The organism is Candidatus Sordicultor fermentans, from assembly GCF_012728195.1.
Lineage (GTDB): Bacteria > Atribacterota > Atribacteria > Atribacterales > Caldatribacteriaceae > Sordicultor > Sordicultor fermentans.
Genome location: NZ_JAAYFP010000107.1, coordinates 1 through 19,395 on the forward strand (window position 1 = coordinate 1; position 19,395 = coordinate 19,395).

The 19,395-nt window shown below is 41.7% G+C and carries 22 protein-coding genes and 1 tRNA gene; 5 read left to right on the forward strand and 18 right to left on the reverse strand.

Annotation, left to right across the window (positions count from 1 at the left end; genetic code table 11):
* A partial coding sequence (locus GXZ17_RS04985) for an ABC transporter permease (RefSeq protein WP_409376186.1) occupies positions 1 to 439 on the forward strand: 439 nt, incomplete at its 5' end.
* Entirely contained in the window at positions 439 to 1,209 is a 771-nt protein-coding gene (locus tag GXZ17_RS04990; protein WP_409376187.1) for an ATP-binding cassette domain-containing protein, read from the forward strand. The genes GXZ17_RS04985 and GXZ17_RS04990, both read left to right, overlap by 1 nt.
* A gap of 3 nt (positions 1,210 to 1,212) precedes the next feature.
* Here the strand turns inward: GXZ17_RS04990 and rd are convergent, their stop codons facing one another.
* The 3 genes from rd to GXZ17_RS05005 all read right to left on the reverse strand — a co-directional run bounded on the left by rd (position 1,213) and on the right by GXZ17_RS05005 (position 3,283).
* Positions 1,213 to 1,371: a rubredoxin gene (rd, locus tag GXZ17_RS04995; protein ID WP_409376188.1), complete on the reverse strand. Its 159-nt coding sequence runs from the start codon at positions 1,369 to 1,371 to the stop codon at positions 1,213 to 1,215.
* Positions 1,372 to 1,449: 78 nt separating this feature from the next.
* Positions 1,450 to 2,343 carry a 2-hydroxy-3-oxopropionate reductase gene (gene garR / locus GXZ17_RS05000; RefSeq protein WP_409376189.1) on the reverse strand — a complete coding sequence of 298 codons (894 nt, stop codon included), beginning with the start codon at positions 2,341 to 2,343 and terminating at the stop codon, positions 1,450 to 1,452.
* A 13-nt stretch (positions 2,344 to 2,356) separates the two neighbouring features.
* Entirely contained in the window at positions 2,357 to 3,283 is a 927-nt protein-coding gene (locus GXZ17_RS05005; RefSeq protein WP_409376190.1) for an ROK family protein, read from the reverse strand.
* A gap of 808 nt (positions 3,284 to 4,091) precedes the next feature.
* Here GXZ17_RS05005 and GXZ17_RS05010 point away from each other — a divergent pair.
* On the forward strand, positions 4,092 to 4,730 hold the full coding sequence (locus GXZ17_RS05010; protein WP_409376191.1) for an NAD(P)-dependent oxidoreductase: 639 nt from the start codon (positions 4,092 to 4,094) through the stop codon (positions 4,728 to 4,730).
* 8 nt (positions 4,731 to 4,738) lie between these two features.
* Here the strand turns inward: GXZ17_RS05010 and mscL are convergent, their stop codons facing one another.
* From mscL to GXZ17_RS05060, 10 genes are all read right to left on the reverse strand, one after another.
* Complete coding sequence (gene mscL / locus GXZ17_RS05015) at positions 4,739 to 5,188, reverse strand: large conductance mechanosensitive channel protein MscL (protein WP_409376192.1); 450 nt, start codon at positions 5,186 to 5,188, stop codon at positions 4,739 to 4,741.
* A gap of 304 nt (positions 5,189 to 5,492) precedes the next feature.
* The gene (locus GXZ17_RS05020) at positions 5,493 to 5,669 is read right to left on the reverse strand and encodes a hypothetical protein (RefSeq protein WP_409376193.1); all 177 of its coding nucleotides are present in this window, start codon (positions 5,667 to 5,669) and stop codon (positions 5,493 to 5,495) included.
* Positions 5,656 to 6,612 (reverse strand): flotillin-like protein FloA, encoded by a 957-nt coding sequence (gene floA / locus GXZ17_RS05025; protein ID WP_409376290.1) that lies wholly within the window; start codon positions 6,610 to 6,612, stop codon positions 5,656 to 5,658. The genes GXZ17_RS05020 and floA overlap by 14 nt, the downstream gene beginning before the upstream one ends.
* A 30-nt stretch (positions 6,613 to 6,642) precedes the next feature.
* Positions 6,643 to 7,998: an NfeD family protein gene (locus GXZ17_RS05030; RefSeq protein WP_409376194.1), complete on the reverse strand. Its 1,356-nt coding sequence runs from the start codon at positions 7,996 to 7,998 to the stop codon at positions 6,643 to 6,645.
* A 103-nt stretch (positions 7,999 to 8,101) separates the two neighbouring features.
* A complete protein-coding gene (locus GXZ17_RS05035; RefSeq protein WP_409376195.1) occupies positions 8,102 to 9,058 on the reverse strand; it encodes a shikimate dehydrogenase family protein in 957 nt (318 codons plus the stop codon).
* A 1-nt stretch (position 9,059) separates the two neighbouring features.
* Positions 9,060 to 9,623 carry a glucose-6-phosphate isomerase family protein gene (locus tag GXZ17_RS05040; RefSeq protein WP_409376196.1) on the reverse strand — a complete coding sequence of 188 codons (564 nt, stop codon included), beginning with the start codon at positions 9,621 to 9,623 and terminating at the stop codon, positions 9,060 to 9,062.
* Between the two features lie 32 nt (positions 9,624 to 9,655).
* Positions 9,656 to 10,681 (reverse strand): alcohol dehydrogenase catalytic domain-containing protein, encoded by a 1,026-nt coding sequence (locus GXZ17_RS05045; RefSeq protein WP_409376197.1) that lies wholly within the window; start codon positions 10,679 to 10,681, stop codon positions 9,656 to 9,658.
* A gap of 26 nt (positions 10,682 to 10,707) precedes the next feature.
* A complete protein-coding gene (locus GXZ17_RS05050) occupies positions 10,708 to 12,243 on the reverse strand; it encodes a xylulokinase (RefSeq protein ID WP_409376198.1) in 1,536 nt (511 codons plus the stop codon).
* Positions 12,237 to 13,262 (reverse strand): Gfo/Idh/MocA family oxidoreductase, encoded by a 1,026-nt coding sequence (locus GXZ17_RS05055; protein ID WP_409376199.1) that lies wholly within the window; start codon positions 13,260 to 13,262, stop codon positions 12,237 to 12,239. The genes GXZ17_RS05050 and GXZ17_RS05055 overlap by 7 nt, the downstream gene beginning before the upstream one ends.
* A 210-nt stretch (positions 13,263 to 13,472) precedes the next feature.
* Entirely contained in the window at positions 13,473 to 14,216 is a 744-nt protein-coding gene (locus GXZ17_RS05060; protein WP_409376200.1) for a GntR family transcriptional regulator, read from the reverse strand.
* 330 nt (positions 14,217 to 14,546) lie between these two features.
* Between GXZ17_RS05060 and GXZ17_RS05065 the strand changes: the two genes are divergently transcribed.
* Together GXZ17_RS05065 and GXZ17_RS05070 are read left to right on the forward strand one after the other, a co-directional pair.
* A tRNA-Lys gene (locus GXZ17_RS05065) sits at positions 14,547 to 14,622 on the forward strand.
* A gap of 431 nt (positions 14,623 to 15,053) precedes the next feature.
* Positions 15,054 to 15,329 carry a site-specific integrase gene (locus GXZ17_RS05070; protein WP_409376291.1) on the forward strand — a complete coding sequence of 92 codons (276 nt, stop codon included), beginning with the start codon at positions 15,054 to 15,056 and terminating at the stop codon, positions 15,327 to 15,329.
* Here GXZ17_RS05070 and GXZ17_RS05075 read toward each other — a convergent pair whose 3' ends face one another.
* From GXZ17_RS05075 to GXZ17_RS05095, 5 genes are all read right to left on the reverse strand, one after another.
* Positions 15,330 to 15,467: a hypothetical protein gene (locus tag GXZ17_RS05075; RefSeq protein ID WP_409376201.1), complete on the reverse strand. Its 138-nt coding sequence runs from the start codon at positions 15,465 to 15,467 to the stop codon at positions 15,330 to 15,332.
* A gap of 71 nt (positions 15,468 to 15,538) precedes the next feature.
* Positions 15,539 to 16,366, reverse strand: coding sequence for a hypothetical protein (locus GXZ17_RS05080; RefSeq protein ID WP_409376202.1), 828 nt, complete (start codon positions 16,364 to 16,366; stop codon positions 15,539 to 15,541).
* A 14-nt stretch (positions 16,367 to 16,380) separates the two neighbouring features.
* Positions 16,381 to 17,211, reverse strand: coding sequence for a hypothetical protein (locus tag GXZ17_RS05085; protein ID WP_409376203.1), 831 nt, complete (start codon positions 17,209 to 17,211; stop codon positions 16,381 to 16,383).
* Positions 17,212 to 17,264: 53 nt separating this feature from the next.
* Entirely contained in the window at positions 17,265 to 18,065 is an 801-nt protein-coding gene (locus tag GXZ17_RS05090) for a dihydropteroate synthase (RefSeq protein ID WP_409376204.1), read from the reverse strand.
* Positions 18,040 to 19,392, reverse strand: a complete 1,353-nt coding sequence (locus GXZ17_RS05095) for a bifunctional folylpolyglutamate synthase/dihydrofolate synthase (protein ID WP_409376205.1) — start codon at positions 19,390 to 19,392, stop codon at positions 18,040 to 18,042. The genes GXZ17_RS05090 and GXZ17_RS05095 overlap by 26 nt, the downstream gene beginning before the upstream one ends.
* Between the last annotated feature and the right edge of the window lie 3 nt (positions 19,393 to 19,395).

Here is a 19,395-nt window from a genome sequence, read left to right on the forward strand (position 1 = left end):
GATTTTTGCCTTTATTCTCTCTCGTACCCCTTTCGGACAGCACACCTATGCCATAGGGGGAAATATCGATGCTGCTCGCCGAGCTGGTATCCCTGTGGACCGTCATCTTATAAAAGTGTATATGATTTCTTCCTTTTTTGCTGCCCTAGGAGGAGTGATGTACACCTTACGCTTTGTTACCGGGAGAGCAGACGCCGGAGCTGCTCGTATGTTAGATTCCATTGCTGCAGTAGTAATTGGGGGAGCCAGTTTATATGGAGGAACCGGAAACATGATAGGCTCTTTACTTGGAACTCTAATAATTGGAGTTTTAGAAACGGGAATGGTAAATTTAGGTTTACCCACCCATAATAAATATGTCTATGTAGGGGTAATTTTGATTTTAGCGGTTCTTATAGATCAATTTTTTCCTGAATTTGTAGAGAAAGGAGGAATATAATGACGGATAAAAACACTCCTCTCCTGGAGGTAAAAGATATTGTGAAGCGATTTGGAGGGCTAGTAGCAGTTAACCGGGTGAGTATGGAAGTTTATCCAGGAGAGGTGGTTGGCCTTTTAGGAGATAACGGAGCAGGGAAATCTACTTTAATCAAAGTGGTTTCTGGAGTTTACCAGCCAGACGAGGGAGAAATCTATTTTGAGGGAGAAAAAGTAAAGATCAATAACCCCATGGATGCCATAAAGCTGGGAATCGAAACCCTATATCAAGATTTAGCTCTGGCCGAAAACCTCAATGTTTATTCCAACATTTTTTTGGGAAGAGAAAAGGTGAAAAATCTGCTGGGAGCGATTCCAGTGTTAGACCATGAGTATATGATGGAAGAATCCCGAAAAGTCTTAAGTCACCTGGGGATTGAAATTCCTTCTCTGAAAAACCGAATCAAAAACCTTTCCGGAGGACAACGTCAATCAGTGGCTATCTCTCGCTCGGTCTACTGGAACGCCAAGCTTCTCATTCTGGATGAACCTACTGCTGCTCTGGGAGTAACCGAACAGAAAAAGGTACTGGATCTGGTGCGAACTTTGAGTTCTCAAGGAGTAGCGGTAATCATAATCAGTCACCAACTCTACGATGTATTTCAAGTAGCACATCGCCTAGTAGTTTTGCGACGGGGGGAGAAAGTAGGGGAGCGCCTGACCAAAGAAACCAACCCTGATGAAATAGTAGGACTTATGGTAGGCGCCGAATTAGTAGAAGGGAGCAAGTAAAAATCACTCTTTTTCAAATTGATCTTTACTTGCTCCACAAACAGGACAAACCCAGTCTTCTGGCAACTGAGAAAAAGGAGTACCTGGTTCTATTCCAAAATCAGGATCTCCCTCTTCAGGGTCATAAACATATCCGCAGATTAAACAAACGTACCTCTCCATTTTTTTGCTCCTCTCCAAATAATTTGATGGAGAAATGATAGAAGACTATAACCGGTTAGTCAAGAATCATTCACCAAATTATTTTACTTCTACCTGACTCAATTCTTCCCAAAACTTTATTATCGCTCCGTGGTCTTTCTCTCCCTCTCCTTCCCCGGAGAGAGCCACCATCACTTGTTCCACCACTCCAGTAAAAGGAAGAGAAACTTTCATCCTCAGGGCGGTATTTAGAGCATTTTTTAAATCTTTGAGGTGGAGGTCAATTTTAAACCCTGGAGTAAAATCTCTTTCCTGAAACCGGGGAACTTTCATATCCATGACTTTACTTCCTGCCATTCCATCTCTTATGGCCTGATACATAGTCTCTGCTTTGAGCCCCGCTTTGGCCCCCAGGGTAAAAGCCTCAGAAAGAGCAGCTAAATTTAGAGCCACAATTATCTGATTAACTAATTTAGTCACTTCCCCACTTCCTAACTCTCCCATATAGGTGATAGTTTTCCCTAAAACCTGGAAAATAGGGAAGCATTTATCAAATATTTCTTTCTTACCTCCCACCATGATGGAAAGCTCTCCTTTGATTGCTCCTTCTTCACCTCCACTAACTGGGGCATCTAGCATTTCTACCTCTTTAAGAGAAAGAGCCTCTCCTATTTTTCGAGTAGAGAGAGGGTCGATAGAGCTCATATCAATTACTATTTTCCCTCTCTCTACTCCCTCTAATACCCCTTTCTCTCCTAAAATCACTTCTTCTACTTCGGGAGAATCGGGAAGCATGGTAATCACTACCTCACTTTTCTCTCCCACTTCCTTGGGATTCTTTGCTGCTTGTGCTCCCTCTTTCACCATCTCTTCTACCTTGGCCTTAGTCCGATTATAAACCACTAAAGGGTAGCCAGCTCGCAAGAGGTTGTAGCTCATAGGTTTTCCCATAATTCCCAAGCCAATAAATCCTATTACCGGTTTCGTTGTCAATGCAATCCCCCTCTCAATAAATTGACTGACTGTATTCTCCTCTTTTTTGAAGAATGGGCAACCCCGCCGCTCCCATAACACTTGCTCTACCTCGAAATTGTCCTAAAAGCAGTGGAGGGATAATAGGTGTCCAGAAAAACCGATTTTCATATCCCTCTCTAATCATCTCTAACCACCACTCCCCCGCTTCTGCTACTCCTCCCCCTAAGATAATAACTTCTGGATCAAATATTTGCACCAGATTAAATAATCCCAGGCCTAAAAAGCCACTCGCTCTTTTAACCACCTCTTGATAGGGAGAAACCCCCTCTTGCGCCCGCTCAAAAATTTCCTCTCCTTTCACATGTTTTCCGCTCAAGTGGAAAGCATCTCTCTCCATAGCACTACCTGAGGCCAATGCTTCCAAGCCTCCTATGTTCCCACATCGGCACAGAGGACCATTAGGCTCAACCACTATATGTCCCAACTCAGCAGAAGCTTCATGAGCACCTCGGATTATATTTCGTTTCCAAATCAGGCTCCCGGCAATTCCTGTTCCTACACTTACATAAAGAACATCCTGAAAAGGACGAGCAGCACCAAAATATACCTCTGCCACAGCTCCGCTACGCACATCGTGCTCCATAAAAAAAGGAAGGGATAGTTTTTCTTTTAGAAGAGGGATGACCGGCACGTTACGCCAGTTCAGGTTCTCAGAAAAAACTATACCTCCCCTTTCCCAGTCTAAAAGGCCAGGAAGAGCAAGGCCTACTCCCAAACAATCACCTTTCCCCTTTTTTTTGAAATTCCGGATAAGGAGCTCCATATCCCCTATAACTTTCTCTACCCTCTTTTCTCTGTCTACAGGAATTTTTTCTTCAGCAAGAATATTCAGTTCCTCATCCACAAGGACTCCAGCAAGAGTAGTTCCTCCCAAATCAATTCCAATAGAAAAAGCCAAAGCACATATCCCCCTTTCTTTTAGCTTTTTAAAAGCTCTTAATCATTGTGGAATAAAGATGACGGAATTTCAAGGCTTTTCATCGAGGAAGTTGCAAGTCTTTGTAATCATTATACAGTTTTAAACTAAAAGCAACCAATTCAGACATAATTAAAAAATTTTTTCAACACACTCCCTGGAAATAGTCTATGGAAATGTCGCCCAAAGGAGATGTTTTTGCTTCCATAAAATGTCACCTCCATAGATCGAGAGTTAAAACACACGCTTCCATAAGTACTCACCATCGCATACTAATCTGTAAGCTATAGAGTCTCTAAGATTTACGATCTTTCTTATAAAATACAGGAAAGGATGGTGAAAAGTGCTCTCTCCAGGACTCGCGGGTACCAAAATTTCTTTAGATCAGGAGCTTCCTTTTTTGGTGGCATCTTTTCTCCAAGTATTAGCTCATAAACAAGTACTACTATGCTGAACATTAACTCCTAATCGGGAACTATGGAAAAAGCATTACTACTACAAAAAAACGTCATTCCAAATATTCTCAAAATACAATGCTTTTGCTTACTCCGACGAATATCAGAAATTTTCCCCGGAGTGTTTTCCACCTCACTAAAAGATAATCTGCATGTTCCATTTTTGATGATATTTACCAGTAAAGGCTCAACAAAACTGGATACCACACCTCTTTTTACAGTAATTCTCTGAGAACTATTTTGATAATTTTACAAAAGCACTATAATATTAGTGAAAATAATCCTTGCAGAGAGCATACCCAAATACCTCATATTTCTAAAAGGAGGAGTGAACTATGAAAATTGCAGTTGTGTGTGCATCGGGAAGAGCAGGCAAGTTAATAGTAGAGGAGGCAATGTCGAGGGGTCATGAGGTTACAGCGGTTGTCCGTGATCCTGATAAGGCGCCTCAAGCCACAAAAGTCATTGTGAAGGATTTGTTCGACCTGACCTTTGACGATATCAAGGATTGTGAGGTAATCATTGATGCATTTGGTACGTGGACACCCGATACTCTCTCTCAGCACAGCACTTCTCTTAAACACCTCTGTGATATACTCAGCGGCAAGCCGAATCGTTTACTTGTTGTTGGTGGCGCAGGAAGTTTATATGTTGACCCTGAACATACCATTCGACTCATGGATACCAAAGATTTTCCCGATGCATTCAAGCCAGTTGCTTCAAGTATGGCCAAAGCACTCGACGAGCTCCGCAAAAGAAATGATGTGAGATGGACTTATATTAGTCCGGCAGCTGATTTCCGAGTAGATGGTCCTCGCACAGGTAAATACACCCTTGGTGGTGAAGAGTTAATTGTAAATTCAAAAGGCGAAAGCGTCATCAGCTATGCCGACTATGCAGTAGCCATAATTGATGAAGCCGAAAAAGGCAATCATATTGGCCAGCGTATTTCTGTGGTTGGGGAATATGATTGACCATATTCTCATAGCTGAGAAGTACAATTAGGACAACGAATGGCCTGAATAGGAATGATAGTATGACAATAAGGACATTCTTTAGTAGCAGGAAGAGGGGCTTCCTCTTTGTGTTGGAATTGACTAATTGTTTTCACTACTAAAAATAAGGTAAAGGCAATTATCAGAAAAGAAACCAGATGGTTGATGAATAACCCATAGTTAACGGTTACGGCTCCAGCCTCTTTAGCGCTGGCAAGAGTCAGGTAAGGACCCGGAGGGTTACCTGGTTTCAACACCACAAAAAGATTGGAAAAATCTATCTCTCCTAAAAGGATACCTATAGGTGGCATAATCAAATCGGAAACCAAAGATTGAACTAACACCCCAAAAGCGCTTCCTATAGCAATACCCACTGCTAAGTCAATAATACTTCCCCGGCTAGCAAATTCTTTAAACTCTTTCACTAATTTAGGCATAGAGTCATCCCTCCTCCTTTTTATTATACAGCTTAGAGAGTGCAAAAAAAAGTATAACTTATTAAGAAATTAGAATGATTATCCTGAGAAAAAAATAGGATTGTCTACGGTATAAGATTATAAGAAAGAGACTAAAAATATAAAAGAATAAAAAACTACAAGAAAGAAAAGGCGTCTTCCTCAATGTAAGAGAAGCACCCCTTACAATCTTCCCAATATTAAAAGTAAAAACTAAAACAATCACGGCGGAGCAAGAAGCACTCCAGCATAGGGGAGGAAAATATTACATATGACCTCTGATTAACTATTTAATTATAAATCTATCTCTCGCTTTAAAATAATAACGATTTATTTCCTGCAAATAAGGATGAAGGCGAAAAGATAAAGGTGGGGAGAGAAGCTCATGTCCCATATACCACCCAGCTGGATCTTTCGCCTCTTTTATTTTACCTTTCTCACTTGCTAGTTCAGGTTTTTTCATCTTCTCTCTTTTCTCCTTTCTCGCCAAAGCTCTTCCTCATCTGGGTATCAGCCTGCAGATTCTGGAGAGAATAATAATCAAAAACCCCCAATTTCCCCTCTCTTAAAGCCTGAGCTATAGCCCGAGGAATCTCTGCTTCTGCCTCCACTACTTTAGCTCGCATCTCTTGGGTATAAGCCTTCATCTCCTGTTCTCTGGCCACAGCCATAGCTCTTCTTTCTTCTGCTTTGGCCTGAGCCACTCTTTTATCTGCCTCAGCTTGATCGGCTTGCAGACGAGCTCCTATATTCTGACCTACGTCTATATCAGCAATATCGATAGAAAGAATTTCAAAAGCGGTTCCGGCATCTAACCCCTTTTCTAAAACAGTTTTAGAAATACTATCAGGGTTCTCCAGAACTTCCTTGTGAGACGCAGAAGAGCCAATGGTGGTAACTATTCCTTCTCCCACTCGGGCAATTACCGTAGCCTCAGTAGCACCTCCTACCAGCCGATCGATGTCAGCTCTAACTGTGACTCGGGCTTTTACTTTGAGCTCGATCCCATCCTTAGCCACCGCTGTAACTTCAGGAGTCTCAATCACCCGGGGAAGAACACTCATCTGAACCGCCTCCAGAACATTCCTTCCGGCAAGGTCGATAGCACAAGCCCGCTCAAAAGAAAGTGGAATACCCGCTCTCTCTGCTGCAATCAAAGCATTCACCACCCGGTCTACATTGCCCCCCGCCAGATAATGAGCTTCCAGCAATCCTACATCCAGATCCAGACCAGCTTTGGTAGCTTTAACCAAAGGGAGAATAATGGAGGCCGGCTCAACTCTCCGAAGTCGCATACCGATCAAAGTAGTAATACTTACCTTCACTCCGGCTGCTAGAGCAGAAATCCACAACCCCACCGGAACTAAATAAAAGAAAATCACCAGAGCCACTATTACAATGATCAAAGGAACTAAATAATTTAAAAACTGCAATTTTTACCCTCCTTCCTCAGATTTAACTACTATAGTATTCCCCCTCACTCCTTCCACTCTCACCTTAGTACCGGGAGAGATAAATTCTCCCTCGGTTATAGCATCCCACCGTTTTCCTTCAATCTCCACTATTCCGACAGGACGGAGCATGCTTTTAGCTATTCCCGCCTTCCCTACTACCGAGGGTTCAGAGCTTTTTTCTTCTATTTGATAAACTTTCCCGGTTATTTCTTTCTTTAGCCCCAATCTTTGCCATACTGGACTTTGGGGAAGAAAAGCAAGAAGAACCAGAAATACTCCACCCATAAGGGCAACATAAAAAAATAATTGGTAAACAGCTTCCTGCCAGAACAAAATACTGGTTTCTCGAAGAACAAGATAAATGGATAGAGCTAATGCTCCCATCCCCGAAATTCCTGCTATTCCAAAGCCAGGTAGGAAAAGCTCCACAATCAAAAGAGTTGCTCCCGCCAAGAAGAAAATGAGAGGCTCCCACCCCGCTAAACCGGCAAGATAGCGACCTCCAAAAAAAAGAGAAAACGAAACCAGGCCAACAATACCCGGGACTCCAAAACCAGGAGTTAAAATTTCCATTAAAATTCCTACTAAAGCCAGAGTAAGAAGAATAGGAACTACCACCGGATTAGTTACCAATCGAGCCAGGTTCTCTGACCAGGAGGGAGAGAGTTCACGAACTGTTCCTTCTAAACCTAATTTACTTAATAGTTCTTCCCGATTAGCGGCTATTAAATCTCCAGCCCCATACTCCAGGGCTTGAGAAGCCCGGAGAGTTAGAAGCTCTCCCTTTTTTACCAATCCATCGATTTCAACATTGCGATCTACCATAGAAGCAAAAACAAGTGGATCTCTTCCTCGAGCCTCAGCCAGGGCTTCAATTTGAGCTCGAATAGCTGATACAGTTTTGGGGTCAGGTTTATCTATCTCTTCCGGAGTACCACTACGTGGCTCAGCTGCTCCCATAGTGGCATCAGGAGCAAACACGATGGTTTCACAGGCCAGGGCAATGAAGGCTCCTGCTGACCAGGCTCGGTGATTAATGAACGCCACAGTAGGACAGGAAGAAGAAATGATGGCGTCTTTAATAAAAAGCATAGCGTCCACCCAGCCACCTGAGGTATCGATTTCCAGAATCACTGCCTGCGCTCCAGCATCTTCTGCTTCCCGAAGAGCTCGTTTCACAAAACTGGCCAAGCCCCAATCTACCATTCCTAAGTCTGGAACGTCTTTAACTGGAACCCAGAATATAACCTGCTCTTCACTCTGAGGAAAGGATAAACCGGTCATCAGGAAAAGAAGGAGCATCATTCCCACTAACCAGCATTTACAGATTTTTCGCATTCTTCTCTCCCCCTTTTCCTGATGGATGAACCGCAGATTCATTATTAATGCTAACTGGGAAAAAGATTCTTTATTCCCGGATTAATGACCAAAGATTATCTCTTCAGTAAAGTCGGGGGGGACGAAAATCCTGAGAGATTTCCTCAATGCGCTGGAAAAGTTCTTTGCCAATTTCAATGTGGAAAACTTGCGCTATTACCTGGGTCCAGCCATGAAGGAAGTATATCCAGCCATCTTCTATTTTCAAGTTCTTTTTTTCTTTTTGAGCTAAAGCCTGGTGAATGAATTTTAAATCTCCCCGATAATTGAGTTCCCATATTAAACTATGAGGAGGAAATTCACAATTATCAGTAAGAGGAGAACCAGGACGATCTTTACCCAAGCCCGTAGCATTAACCACCAAAGAATAAGGCTTAACTCTTTTCAAAACCTGATCGTTTATTTCCGGTTGAGGAGAATGAACGTATTCAGCATTAATATGGGGATTAATTTTTCTCAAGATTTCTTCCATACCATAAAGGCGAGGTGTGCTACGGTTAGAAACATAAAGTTTACTGGGCATGTTTCCCTCTTTTTTAGGATCAAAGAGATATGCAGCAATGGCTCGAGCGCTACCCCCCGCTCCCATAATGAAAACTTCTCCCCCATGTTCTTTCCAAAAATCAGGGGGGATAAAAGCTTCCATAGCCAAACCACAGGATATAGGGTCTTTGGCGTGACCCTCCAGCCGCCCATCTTTTTTAGAAATAGAAGATAGTTCTCCAAACAGCTGAGCATAAGGATCTAAATAGTCAAACAGATCTTTAGCTGCCTCATAAAGGTCAATTTTGTGAGTGGTGACCAGAGCTCCCAGGGAGAGAGGATCATTCTTAATGAAGCTTACCACCTCTCGATAAACTTCCCGAGGAGCATGTATTTCAATGTCAATCCCCTTGAGCACCGCATTATTTAAACCCAACTCCTTAGCCCACAGGGGAAAAAGCTTCATAATAGAGGACTGATGAGTGGTAACTCCAATAAAATACATGGTAGGCTGAGAAGCGCGTTCTGGCAACTTCATTTTACCTGCTCCTTTTGGGGTTATCTATCAACACTACCTCTCCTTTTTCTTCCACCACCAGTTTGGGAAACCCTTTTTCTTCGATGGTCGCGTAATCATGACCAGCATCAGCGTGGAAAATGCAGTAAAAAATGAGAGGCTCCTGCCCTACGTTTGCTGTACGGTGAGACCAAAAAGGAGGAATGTAAGAAGAAGAACCAGGAAACATATCTAAAGCAGCCCAGTCTCCATCAGTAGACTCCATAAGCAACTTCCCTTTTCCTCGTAAACAAAGATAAATCTCTGCCGTTCCCAGTTGCTCGTGAAGGTGCCCTTTAGTTAGAAAGAATTCCTTTCCTACTTTTCCCGGATAAATAATGGTAGTACAGTGACCTAAATGTCCCGCTTCTTCCGGGATATCGGCATAAATTACTTCATAAACCAGAGGGTCACCGTTTTTTATCATTTCCTCCGCTTTTTCCCTATCTAGGAACATATTCTTAACATCACTCACCCGGCGAACAGTCTTTTTCCCCGGGGACAATTCCCCGGTAGAAAAATCTATTACCACATTAAAAGGCTTCATAATATCATCCTTTCTATTTTTGTTTTTTGTTTTCATTCTGGAACTATAACTACTTTAAGAGACTGTTGTCTCTCCATAAGAGATAAGCCTTCTTCTATTCTTTCTAAGGGCAAAACGTGACTTACAAGATAAGAAAGGTCCAATTGCTCTTGCAATAACAAATCCAGAGCGCTCCGAAAGTGAAAGTTGTTAGATTTTGTAGTCCCGGTTACTACCAATTCTTTGTAGTGAATTAAATTACTGGGAAGGGCAACTTCTTTTACCTGAGGAGGTAAACCACCAAAGAAATTAATTCTTCCATAAATTCCAGCTATCTCTAAAGCTTCTTTTTGAGCGTCAGGAGAAGGAGCAGCTACTACCACCACTTCCGCTTCCTTTATTCTCTCTTTTACTTTCTCCTTCCCCACCACTATGGTTTTAGCTCCTCTTTCTTGGGCTACCTTTAGGCGGTCTTCACTTAAGTCTGCCATCCAGACTTCTTTTGCTCCCTGCAGTTGAGCTAATTCTAAAAACATTAACCCAATGGGGCCGGCTCCATATATAAGAACTCGATCTCGAAAGCCCACCCCGAGAGGAAGAAAACCATGCACTACACAAGCTAAAGCTTCCACAAAAGCAATAGAGACCAAATCAGTTTCCCCGGGCAGGGGAAAAACATTTCCCTGAGATACTGCTTTTTGAGGAACTACCATAAACTCGGTAAACCCGCCATTTTCCGTTATTCCCAGAGCTTTCCCTTCCGGACAATGATGAGTAAGACCCTGAATACAGTAATAACACTTTCCACATCCGTAATTGGGAGCTATAGCCACTTTCATGCCCGGGGCCAGGTCATCTACTCCTTTTCCTACCTCTTCAATCACCCCTACCACTTCATGTCCTAAAATACGCTTTTCTCCTTCCGAAATATCAGCATGTCCCCGCCGAGCGATACGCAAATCTGTGCCACACAAAGCCACCGCTTTCACCCGGATTAAAACCTCTCCTTCCCCAGGTTGGGGCTCAGGAACCTCTATCACCTTTATCCCAGGAGGATAAGAAAATACTGCTGCTTTCAAGGTTGATCACGTCCTTTTAATTTGTTTCAGCTAAAAAGCTCTTTATGAGAATCGAAAACTTTACCCATCTTTTCCAGAGTATCAAGATAAAAAGGGAAAAGATTATCGTAAAAAGCACTCCATTCCTCTTGAGGAAAATGAGTTTTAATTTTTTGTACTGAATGGATAGATTTTTCTTTGAGGTCAGAAAATAATCCCACTCCAAAACCAGCCAGTAACGCTGACCCCCAGATGGCAAACTCTTCTCTATCTAACTCCACATAAGGCATACGCAGGATGCTAGCTTTTATCCGATTCCAGAAAGATGACTTAGCTCCTCCTCCTATTACTCGCACTTCCTGGAAATTTATCTCCGGTAGGAGCTTTCTAATTATAGAAAGGTAATAGGCATATTCGAAAGCTATCCCCTCAAGTATGGCTCGAAACAGATGTTCCCTACGGTGGTCCCAGCTAAAACCGGCAAATACTCCCCGGAAATAGGGCTCGCCAGGACAGTTTCTACCCCGAAGATGAGGGAGAAAAACCAGAGAGGAAGGAGAAGAAACAATTTTCTCCACCTCTTCATCAATCAACTGAAAAGCATTAGGCAACTCTGCCCATTCTCGAAAAAATTCATCTTTAGCCCACTCTAAGTCTAATCCTCCTCCATTTATATAAGCCATGGGGTAATAATATCCCTCTAATACCGCTCGAGGAAAAAGAATAGTTTTGTGCTCTAAATCAGGAACAAATCTATCTACTGAAAGGCTAAAACAAGAAGCGGTGCCGGCTACATCAAAAGCTGTACCCCTTTCTACCACTCCAGCGCCCAAATTATTAGCTGCCTGGTCTCCACAACCAGCAACCACAGGAGTACCGGCAGGGATTCCCATCTTTTCTGCCCACTCTTTTTTAATCTTTCCCACCACTTGCCAAGGTTTAACTATCAGAGGAAACTTACTTTCTTCCACTTCAAAAATTTCCATCAACTCTCTATCCCAGCAACCATCTTCCAAATGAGAGAAGCAGGAAAAATGAAGATAAGTATAGTCTATAAACGTTTCCTCACCCCGGAGACCACATAGCTTCTGGCTGACCCAGCAAGAAGGAACAGTAAATTTGTCAATTTTCTGATAAACTTCTGGTTGCTCTTTCTTCCACCACAAAATTTTAGGGCCATGATTAATGCTGGGTGCCATACCTGATCGCTTAATAATTAACTCTTCAGCTTTTTCTCTCATTAGCTCCGCATAGGGAGCACATCTCACATCTAACCAGGAATCATAAGGGGTAGCTGCTTCTCCACTTTCATCTACTCCCATAATCCCTGCCATTTGACCATCAAGAGCAATAGCGAGAATAGAAGAGGGAGAAACTCCGCTTTTTTCTACTACCTCTTTTACAGTCTCCACCACCGAGCTCAACATCTCATAGGGATCCTGAACAACACTTCCGTCTTTACCATAGATCAAATTAGATTTTTGCCGAGCAAGTGCTATTAAATTTCCTTCTTCATCGAAAAGGCCGGTTTTGGTAGCCGTAGTTCCTAAATCACTACCAATGAGATAATGCAAATCTACCACTCTCCTTCCCAGAGAACTGGACTTTGCTGACCGAGAGACTTATGAGCAAGCTCCACCACCTTTACCACTCTCTTACCATCAATAATAGAAGGAGATGGGTTTTGATCTTCTAAAACAGAACGGATAAAAGACTTCATTTCCTCCAGGTATCCTTCCCGAAAACGATCCCGCCAACTGGATTGATTATCCCGCCAGGATTTTTTATCCGAAGTATAAAGAACTGGACCCCTTGCTTCTGTTTCTCCTACTTTAATCATTCCTTCTGTTCCTAAAATCTCTATCCGGGCATCATAGGCATAACCTACCGGACACCCTCCATCTATCATTCCTAAAGGCCCCTCAACAAAACTCATAGTTAAAACATAGTGATCGTAAAAATCGGGAAACTCTTCTCTTATTTCTTGTCCTTTGAAATTCTTAGCTTCCAGGTGGAGGTGATGAGGCTTTTTGTCAACAAACCACAAAACTGAATCTATATCATGAGAGGAAACTTCAGCTAACATCCCTCCGCTTTTTTCTCTATCAAAAATCCAGGGAGCAGGAAGGCCCGGGCCTCGACCAGTAGATTTAATGAGAACTATATCTCCGATTTTCCCCTCTCTCACCATCTCCCATGCTCTCCGTATCCCCGGGTCATATCGGCGCATAAAACCGATCTGGAACTTTACACCAGCTTTTTCCACAGCTTCCTGAATTTTTTCTGCTTCCTCTAAACTTTGAGCCAGAGGTTTTTCACAGAAAATGTGCTTTTTAGCTCCTGCCGCCTTTTCTATCATTTCCCGATGAGTAAAAGTTAAAGAAGCAATACAAACGGCGTCACAATCTTCCTTTTCCAGAGCCTCATCCAAAGTGGAGTAAAAAGATTTAACCCCCAGGCTTGCGCTGGTCTCTTCGGCCCTCTTTAAATCTACGTCTACTACAGCCTTTAGATCTCCTTCGGGGATGTAATGAACCAAATTTTGGCCATGAACCATACCTGCTCTTCCTGCTCCTACCAAAACAAAACGAAGCTTATTCAATGAAGAATCACTCCTTCTCAATTTATTTATTAGTTACAATTCTTCCTTCTTTTTCCTTCAAGCTTTAAGTATGCTTCAGCTCCTCCTGGAAAAAAACAAATAACTATACCTCTGTAAACCACAATTTTTACTCTATCTATATTAATTCCTGATGCTCAAGCTGCTTCTCGGTTCCCCTTTACTGCATAGAGGGATTAGCTAAAATGCTTTTTACCTCTCCTTATATACGTTCACTCTGACCTTTCCTTTATCCCCCCTAAATCGGGAACGGAAGAAATCGATTATTTGCCCTTCTTCGGTAAAAGTAACATTTTCCATGAGAAGCATAGGGGCCCCCTTCTCAATATCCAGAAGCTCAGAGTCTACTTCATTGGCTACGATGGGCTCCAGACTTATTTCCGCTCGATGAGGCTTGAGACCATATTTTTCCGCCATGATACGATAGAGAGATTGATCGGTTAAGTCTTCTTCCACCAACGCCGGGCAGAGAGCTAAAGGGATATGATTATTAACTCTTACTATTGGCTCATCTTCAATAAATCGCAGTCGATCGATAAAAATAATTTCCTCGTCTTCCCCTATTTGGAGAAACCGGGCAATTTCTTTTCCTGCTTTCCGAATTTCCTTATTAAGGATAACAGTACGTAGTGAATAACCTTTTTCCACCATATCATCATAAAAAGTGGTAAAGTGCTGGATAAAACCATAATCAATCTTCGGCTTAGAGATAAAAGTCCCTCTTCCTTTTTCTCTTGTTAGCCAGCCCTCATACACTAATTCCTTCAAAGCCTGTCTAACTGTCGGGCGACTGATTCCATATTTTTCAGAAAGTTCTCTTTCCGAAGGAATCGGATCTCCAGGCTTGAGCTTACCTTCCTCAATTTCTTCTTTTATGATTTCTTTCAGCTGGTAATAAAGGGGAACTGGTATCTTGCGATTTAATTTCTGCTCCAAAATAATCACTTCTCCTCCTTAATTTTATATTCTTAAGTAAGAATATTAAGTGGTATTAACCATCTAAGAATAGATTAAGCTTTTTCCATAGAATTGTCAAGAAGTGAGAGAGCTGTTTGGAAAATCCCCATACCCTGATTAAAAGAAGGACGAAATAATGTTTCCCGTATTCTATATCGAGACTCACCAAGTATGGAGGTTATGCCTTAAATACGCTGAGAATTGCAAAATTTTCTTCACAGAGCTTTAAATTCATCTTCTCTTCTGGTAGAATAATAACGCTGTTGACAAAAAAGTAGCTTTAGGATATATTGTCAAGCGCTGAAGAGTGGGCCGTTAGCTCAGAAGGTAGAGCACCGGACTTTTAATCCGGGTGTCGCAGGTTCGATTCCTGCACGGCTCACCAGAGCTCTACAGAGCCTCTCTTGCGGCTTCTCTCCCCTCTTTAAAAACCCCTGAGTCCGACGACTATAAAATCGACTCCCAGAAAGAGGCGATTTCTGTGGGGCAGGTAGTAAAACTTCCGCAACCTGATAGCTGGGAAAGTTTCTTAGAGTTGTTCCTCTTTGAAAGGAAAGCAGAAGTAAAGCTTCTCGCACTATTTCCGATTATAAGTTTCATGCACAATATTCTTTAAGCGCTTTCCTCGTGCTCTACACTCTGATAAAGAATTAAGAACTTCCATCCTTAAGTATTTTTCTGATGATATCAAGCCTGCTACTTTCAATCTTCGTCGAAAATATCTTAAAGCTTTCCTTGATTTTTTAGTGAGAGAACGTTATTGAGAAAAACCCTATTGACTTTAAAAAGAGGAAAGATGAAGAGAGAGCTAGAGCAATACCGCTTGAAGTATTAAAAGAGCTACTCGGCGCTCCAGATAAAAAGAGTTATACTGGCTTTCGTGATTACTGTCTTATCCTTTTTATGCTGGATACTGGTATCCGCTCCGGAGAGGCACTGAAGCTCAAGAAAGAAGACTTTAACTTTGCCTCATTTGAGGTAACTATTCCTGAAGATGTCGCCAAAACAAGAAAGAAAAGAACCCTCCCCCTCTCTCCCGTAGTTGCTAAAGAAATTAAAAAGCTCCTCTTTCTGCAACCTCTCGAGTGTTAACTATTTTGCTAAGTTGATCAGTGCTCGTCTTTGCAGTACCTGATAGGCTATTCTTACTTTCTCATCTGCTTCCTTATCACTCACCCAGAAGCCTGCTTTCTGTGCCACTGTTTTTAGAAAAGAGGCTTCTTCTCTCATAAATAAGAAGCATTACCACCATTTTTGTGGCTAACTGCTTGTAAAAATAAGAAATAAGGTCCTATCCAAAATTAGTTTTGGTTATCAATAAAGGGAAAAATATCGTGTTTTCTGAGGTATAGATATCTATCTGCCATAACGTTAAGAGGTTTTTTAGTGAAAGTAAAATTATCTGCCATCATAGTCAATACAGGACTCAATTCTTTTTCCTTAGCTATTTCGCTCTCGCTAGCTTTGTGATATAGCTCGCTTCCTTTTTTCTCCAAATCTTCCCCCTTGTTAGTCCAGGAAACCAACCGTCTATTTTTGGCCAGAGAATGAGATCGCTCTCCAACAAGTTGTTCAGGAAATATACCACTTAAGAATAAAGCCAGGTCTCCCGCTCGTTTCAGAAAGACAAAGCGATAAGGCTCATCTACTATTTCACTCATTTCTACCAGAAGGTCAAAATCCATATCAGATAAAACTTTTTTGAAATAAATGCCTCTACCCCGATTGAGATAAATGGTAAATTGATTAACCCGGATAAAAGAAACTAGCAGCTCCACCAGATAGTCTCTGATCTCGTCCTGGGAAAGGACCTCTAAAACTTTTCGGCTATCAAAAACCGGCACTCGAGTTTTGTAACCTACTTGCTCTAGTGTATATGCATCTCTTTTTATGTCCCGGATAGCTTGACGGAGAAGAAGTTCAAAATATAGATAAGGACTGATGCGGACAAAAACATCCTCACTCTGGATTACCTTCTTAAAAATTTCCTCTTCTTCCAGCACCAAATCTAAAGAATCAGGATCCCGGGTCACCAGATCGATAAAATAGGTCTTATCTTTATCCTCTCCCACTAAATCAGCTAAAAATTGAAAGTCTCTCGGTGAAAACTTACTAAAAACTTTCCTCATTGAAACTCACCTTCTCAATATATTACCTCAAACTTCTCCAGATAAAAGGAAGATACATCCTGAATCTCTTCCTTATTCTTTAAATCATAAACGTAACGATGCACCTTTTTCTTCCAGAACTCATCAGTATTCAGATTTCCTTTTCTCCACATATCAAAATCATAAGCTCTTACCTGAAAACTTAATACATACTCATTATCTAAGATAAGCTGAACTAAAAACCAGGATGATTGAGGAAAAACTCTTTTTAAAGATTCAAACCCTATACCAATCTGGTTCCACACTCGTTGGTCAAGGGTAGGAGCCACCATATTCATTCTTAAATAAGCTTGATTACTATCATCAACATTTAAATCCAGGACTTCGTATCCCAATTTTCTGATAACTACAACAGTTTTCTGAATAGCCTCTTCTAAAGTTTCACTTTCGCCGATATTGCTCTCCAGAAGAGTAAAAGGAAGCTCCAGATACTTTTCCCCATTGAGATAAAAATTTACTTTCCACTCTCCAGGAGGGATGGTATTACGATAAATGGCGAGAGACAGCTCCCCGGTAGCACCTACATATCGATTGTCCTCTTCCACTATTAAAATGCTTTCATATACTTCTCCCCGGGGTGGTTGAAATTCCCAACGCAACTCATCTCCCTTGTGAACTTCGCTCACAAATACCCAGCAAAGTATCTTTTCTTCCTCAGTAATAAATATATCCCGGCGCTCAAGAGGTAGCCCATCCTGGTCTAATCCTACGCATAAAGCGTAATCTAAAATTACATCTTCATTAGCCAAGACAGGGTAGACTAAAATAGCCAGCCAGATAACAACTAAAACTAATCTTTTAGACAAAAGACTGTACCTCCGGTCTTTTTACTAAAGGGGGGATAAATTTTGATACCAGTTCAACCTTCCAATTTACCTGACCGATAAGCTGATAAATAATTCATGCAAAACTCATCATAGCCCAAAAGAACCTCAGTAGCGTAGATGCTACTCATTAGCTCCTGATCCAGAGGATCAATGATAGAAGCGTCCAAACCATAACCTCGAGCTAGAATAAGAAAGGTACGGTTAAGCAACCTCCGATTGGGCATGCCATAAGAGATGTTGCTGAGGCCACAAATAGTTCTAACTTCATCATATTTTTCTTTTACTATTTTCACTGTTTCAAGAAAAACTTTACCCTGAGAGTGATCGGTGCCAATAGGTACTACCAGGGGGTCTACAAAAAGTTTATCTCTTCCAATCTTATAAGAATCTACCGCTTCTATCAGCGTATCCACCAATCTCAGGCGGTCTTCTGAAGACTGAGGGACTCCTCCTTTTCCCATAGCCAAACCCACTACCAGAGCATTATAATCTTTCGCTAAAGGTAAAATAGCTTTTATTCTCTCTTCTTCAGCAGTGAAAGAATTAATCATTACTTCTTTTTTATTGTAAACTCGTAGAGCCCGGGCTAAAGCCTCGTCGTTGGCCGAATCAAGAGAAAGAGGAATGCTTACCTCATCCTGAATTAATTCCACAAGCCACGGTAGATTTTCTATTTCCTGGCTGGCTTCAGTTCCAGCATTCACATCTATAAAGTGAGCCCCTGCTGCCTCCTGCTTTTTAGCTTCCTGAATAAAAAAATTTTCATCCTTTCTTTCCAGAGCTTCTCGAACAGGTTTTCGAGTAGCATTAATTCTTTCTGCTACTATCAACATAAGCTTTTTCCTCCTCTTGGGGTAAAAATAATTGTTGAGCAAAAAGTGGAGCGAGGTAAAAAGAACCCGCCGTAACTAAAGGCAACTTCTCTTCTTGAGCAAACTGAAAAGCCAGATCTCGTGCTTGAAAAAGGTCTTTAACTATTTCTACCTCTATACCTTCCCTCTTTAGGTAAGGGGAGATTATCTGGGGAAGAATAGCTTTAGGATTTAAAGGTAGAGTGAGGAAAACGCGCGAGGTAAATCCTTTTAGCTCCTGGGCTATACCTATATAGTCCTTTCCCTCTAAAAGACCGAGTAAAAATACTGCTTTTTCCATTCCCAAAAAATCCTGGAGAGTCTTAATCAACTGAGAAAAAGAAGCCTGATTATGGGCTACATCAAATACCACCAAAGGCTCCAGAGAGAGAATCTGAATCCTACCCGGCCAGTACAGGTCTTTTAGAGCTCTACTTAATTTTTGTTGATCGAAAGATAAACCCCATTCTCGAGCGGCGAGAAGTGCACTAAGAAAATTAACTACCTGGTGGTCTCCTAAAAGAGAAAGACTGCACACACCTTCTCCCCAATCACCTATCGAAAAAGAAAATAGCGAGCCACTTTTCTCTCGAGATAAAATTTGCCACCGGCATTCTTTTTCTACCTCACTAACTGGTGCACTTTTTTCTTGTGCTTCCTTCAAAATGGTTTTTCGAGCTTCTTCTTCTTGAGGTAAGAGAACTAATTTAATACCTTTTCTTAAAATTCCTGCTTTTTCTCGGGCAATGGCAGAAAGGGTATCTCCCAGAACATCGGTATGGTCAAAGCTGATAGGAGTGATAACAGTAAGCTGAGGTTCACAAACATTGGTAGCATCTAATCTTCCTCCTAACCCCACTTCTATTACTGCCACATCTACTTTCTTCCGAGAAAAATAAAGGAAAGCTAAAGCTACCGACACTTCAAAATAAGTAGGCCTTCCCCAGGGAGAGTTTCTCATTTCCTCTACCACCGGTTTTATCTCCTCAACAAGGTTCGCGAGATCCTGAGCAGGGATCAGATTACCCTCCAACCGTATTCTTTCCCGAAAAGTCAGAAGATGAGGTTTAGTATAAAAACCACACTTCCACCCCCAGGCTAAAAAGAGCCGCTCCAGAAAATAAGCAGTGCTACCTTTGCCTTTCGTTCCCGCTACAAGAATGGAGGGAAAATCATTCTGGGGATTACTTAATCTATTTACCAGTTCTCTCATTCTATCCAGTTTTAAATCAGAATAGGAAAAACTGATTTTTTCGTAATTGATCAAACCATAGAGATACTTTACCGCTTCCTCGTAAGTCAAAGCCACTCC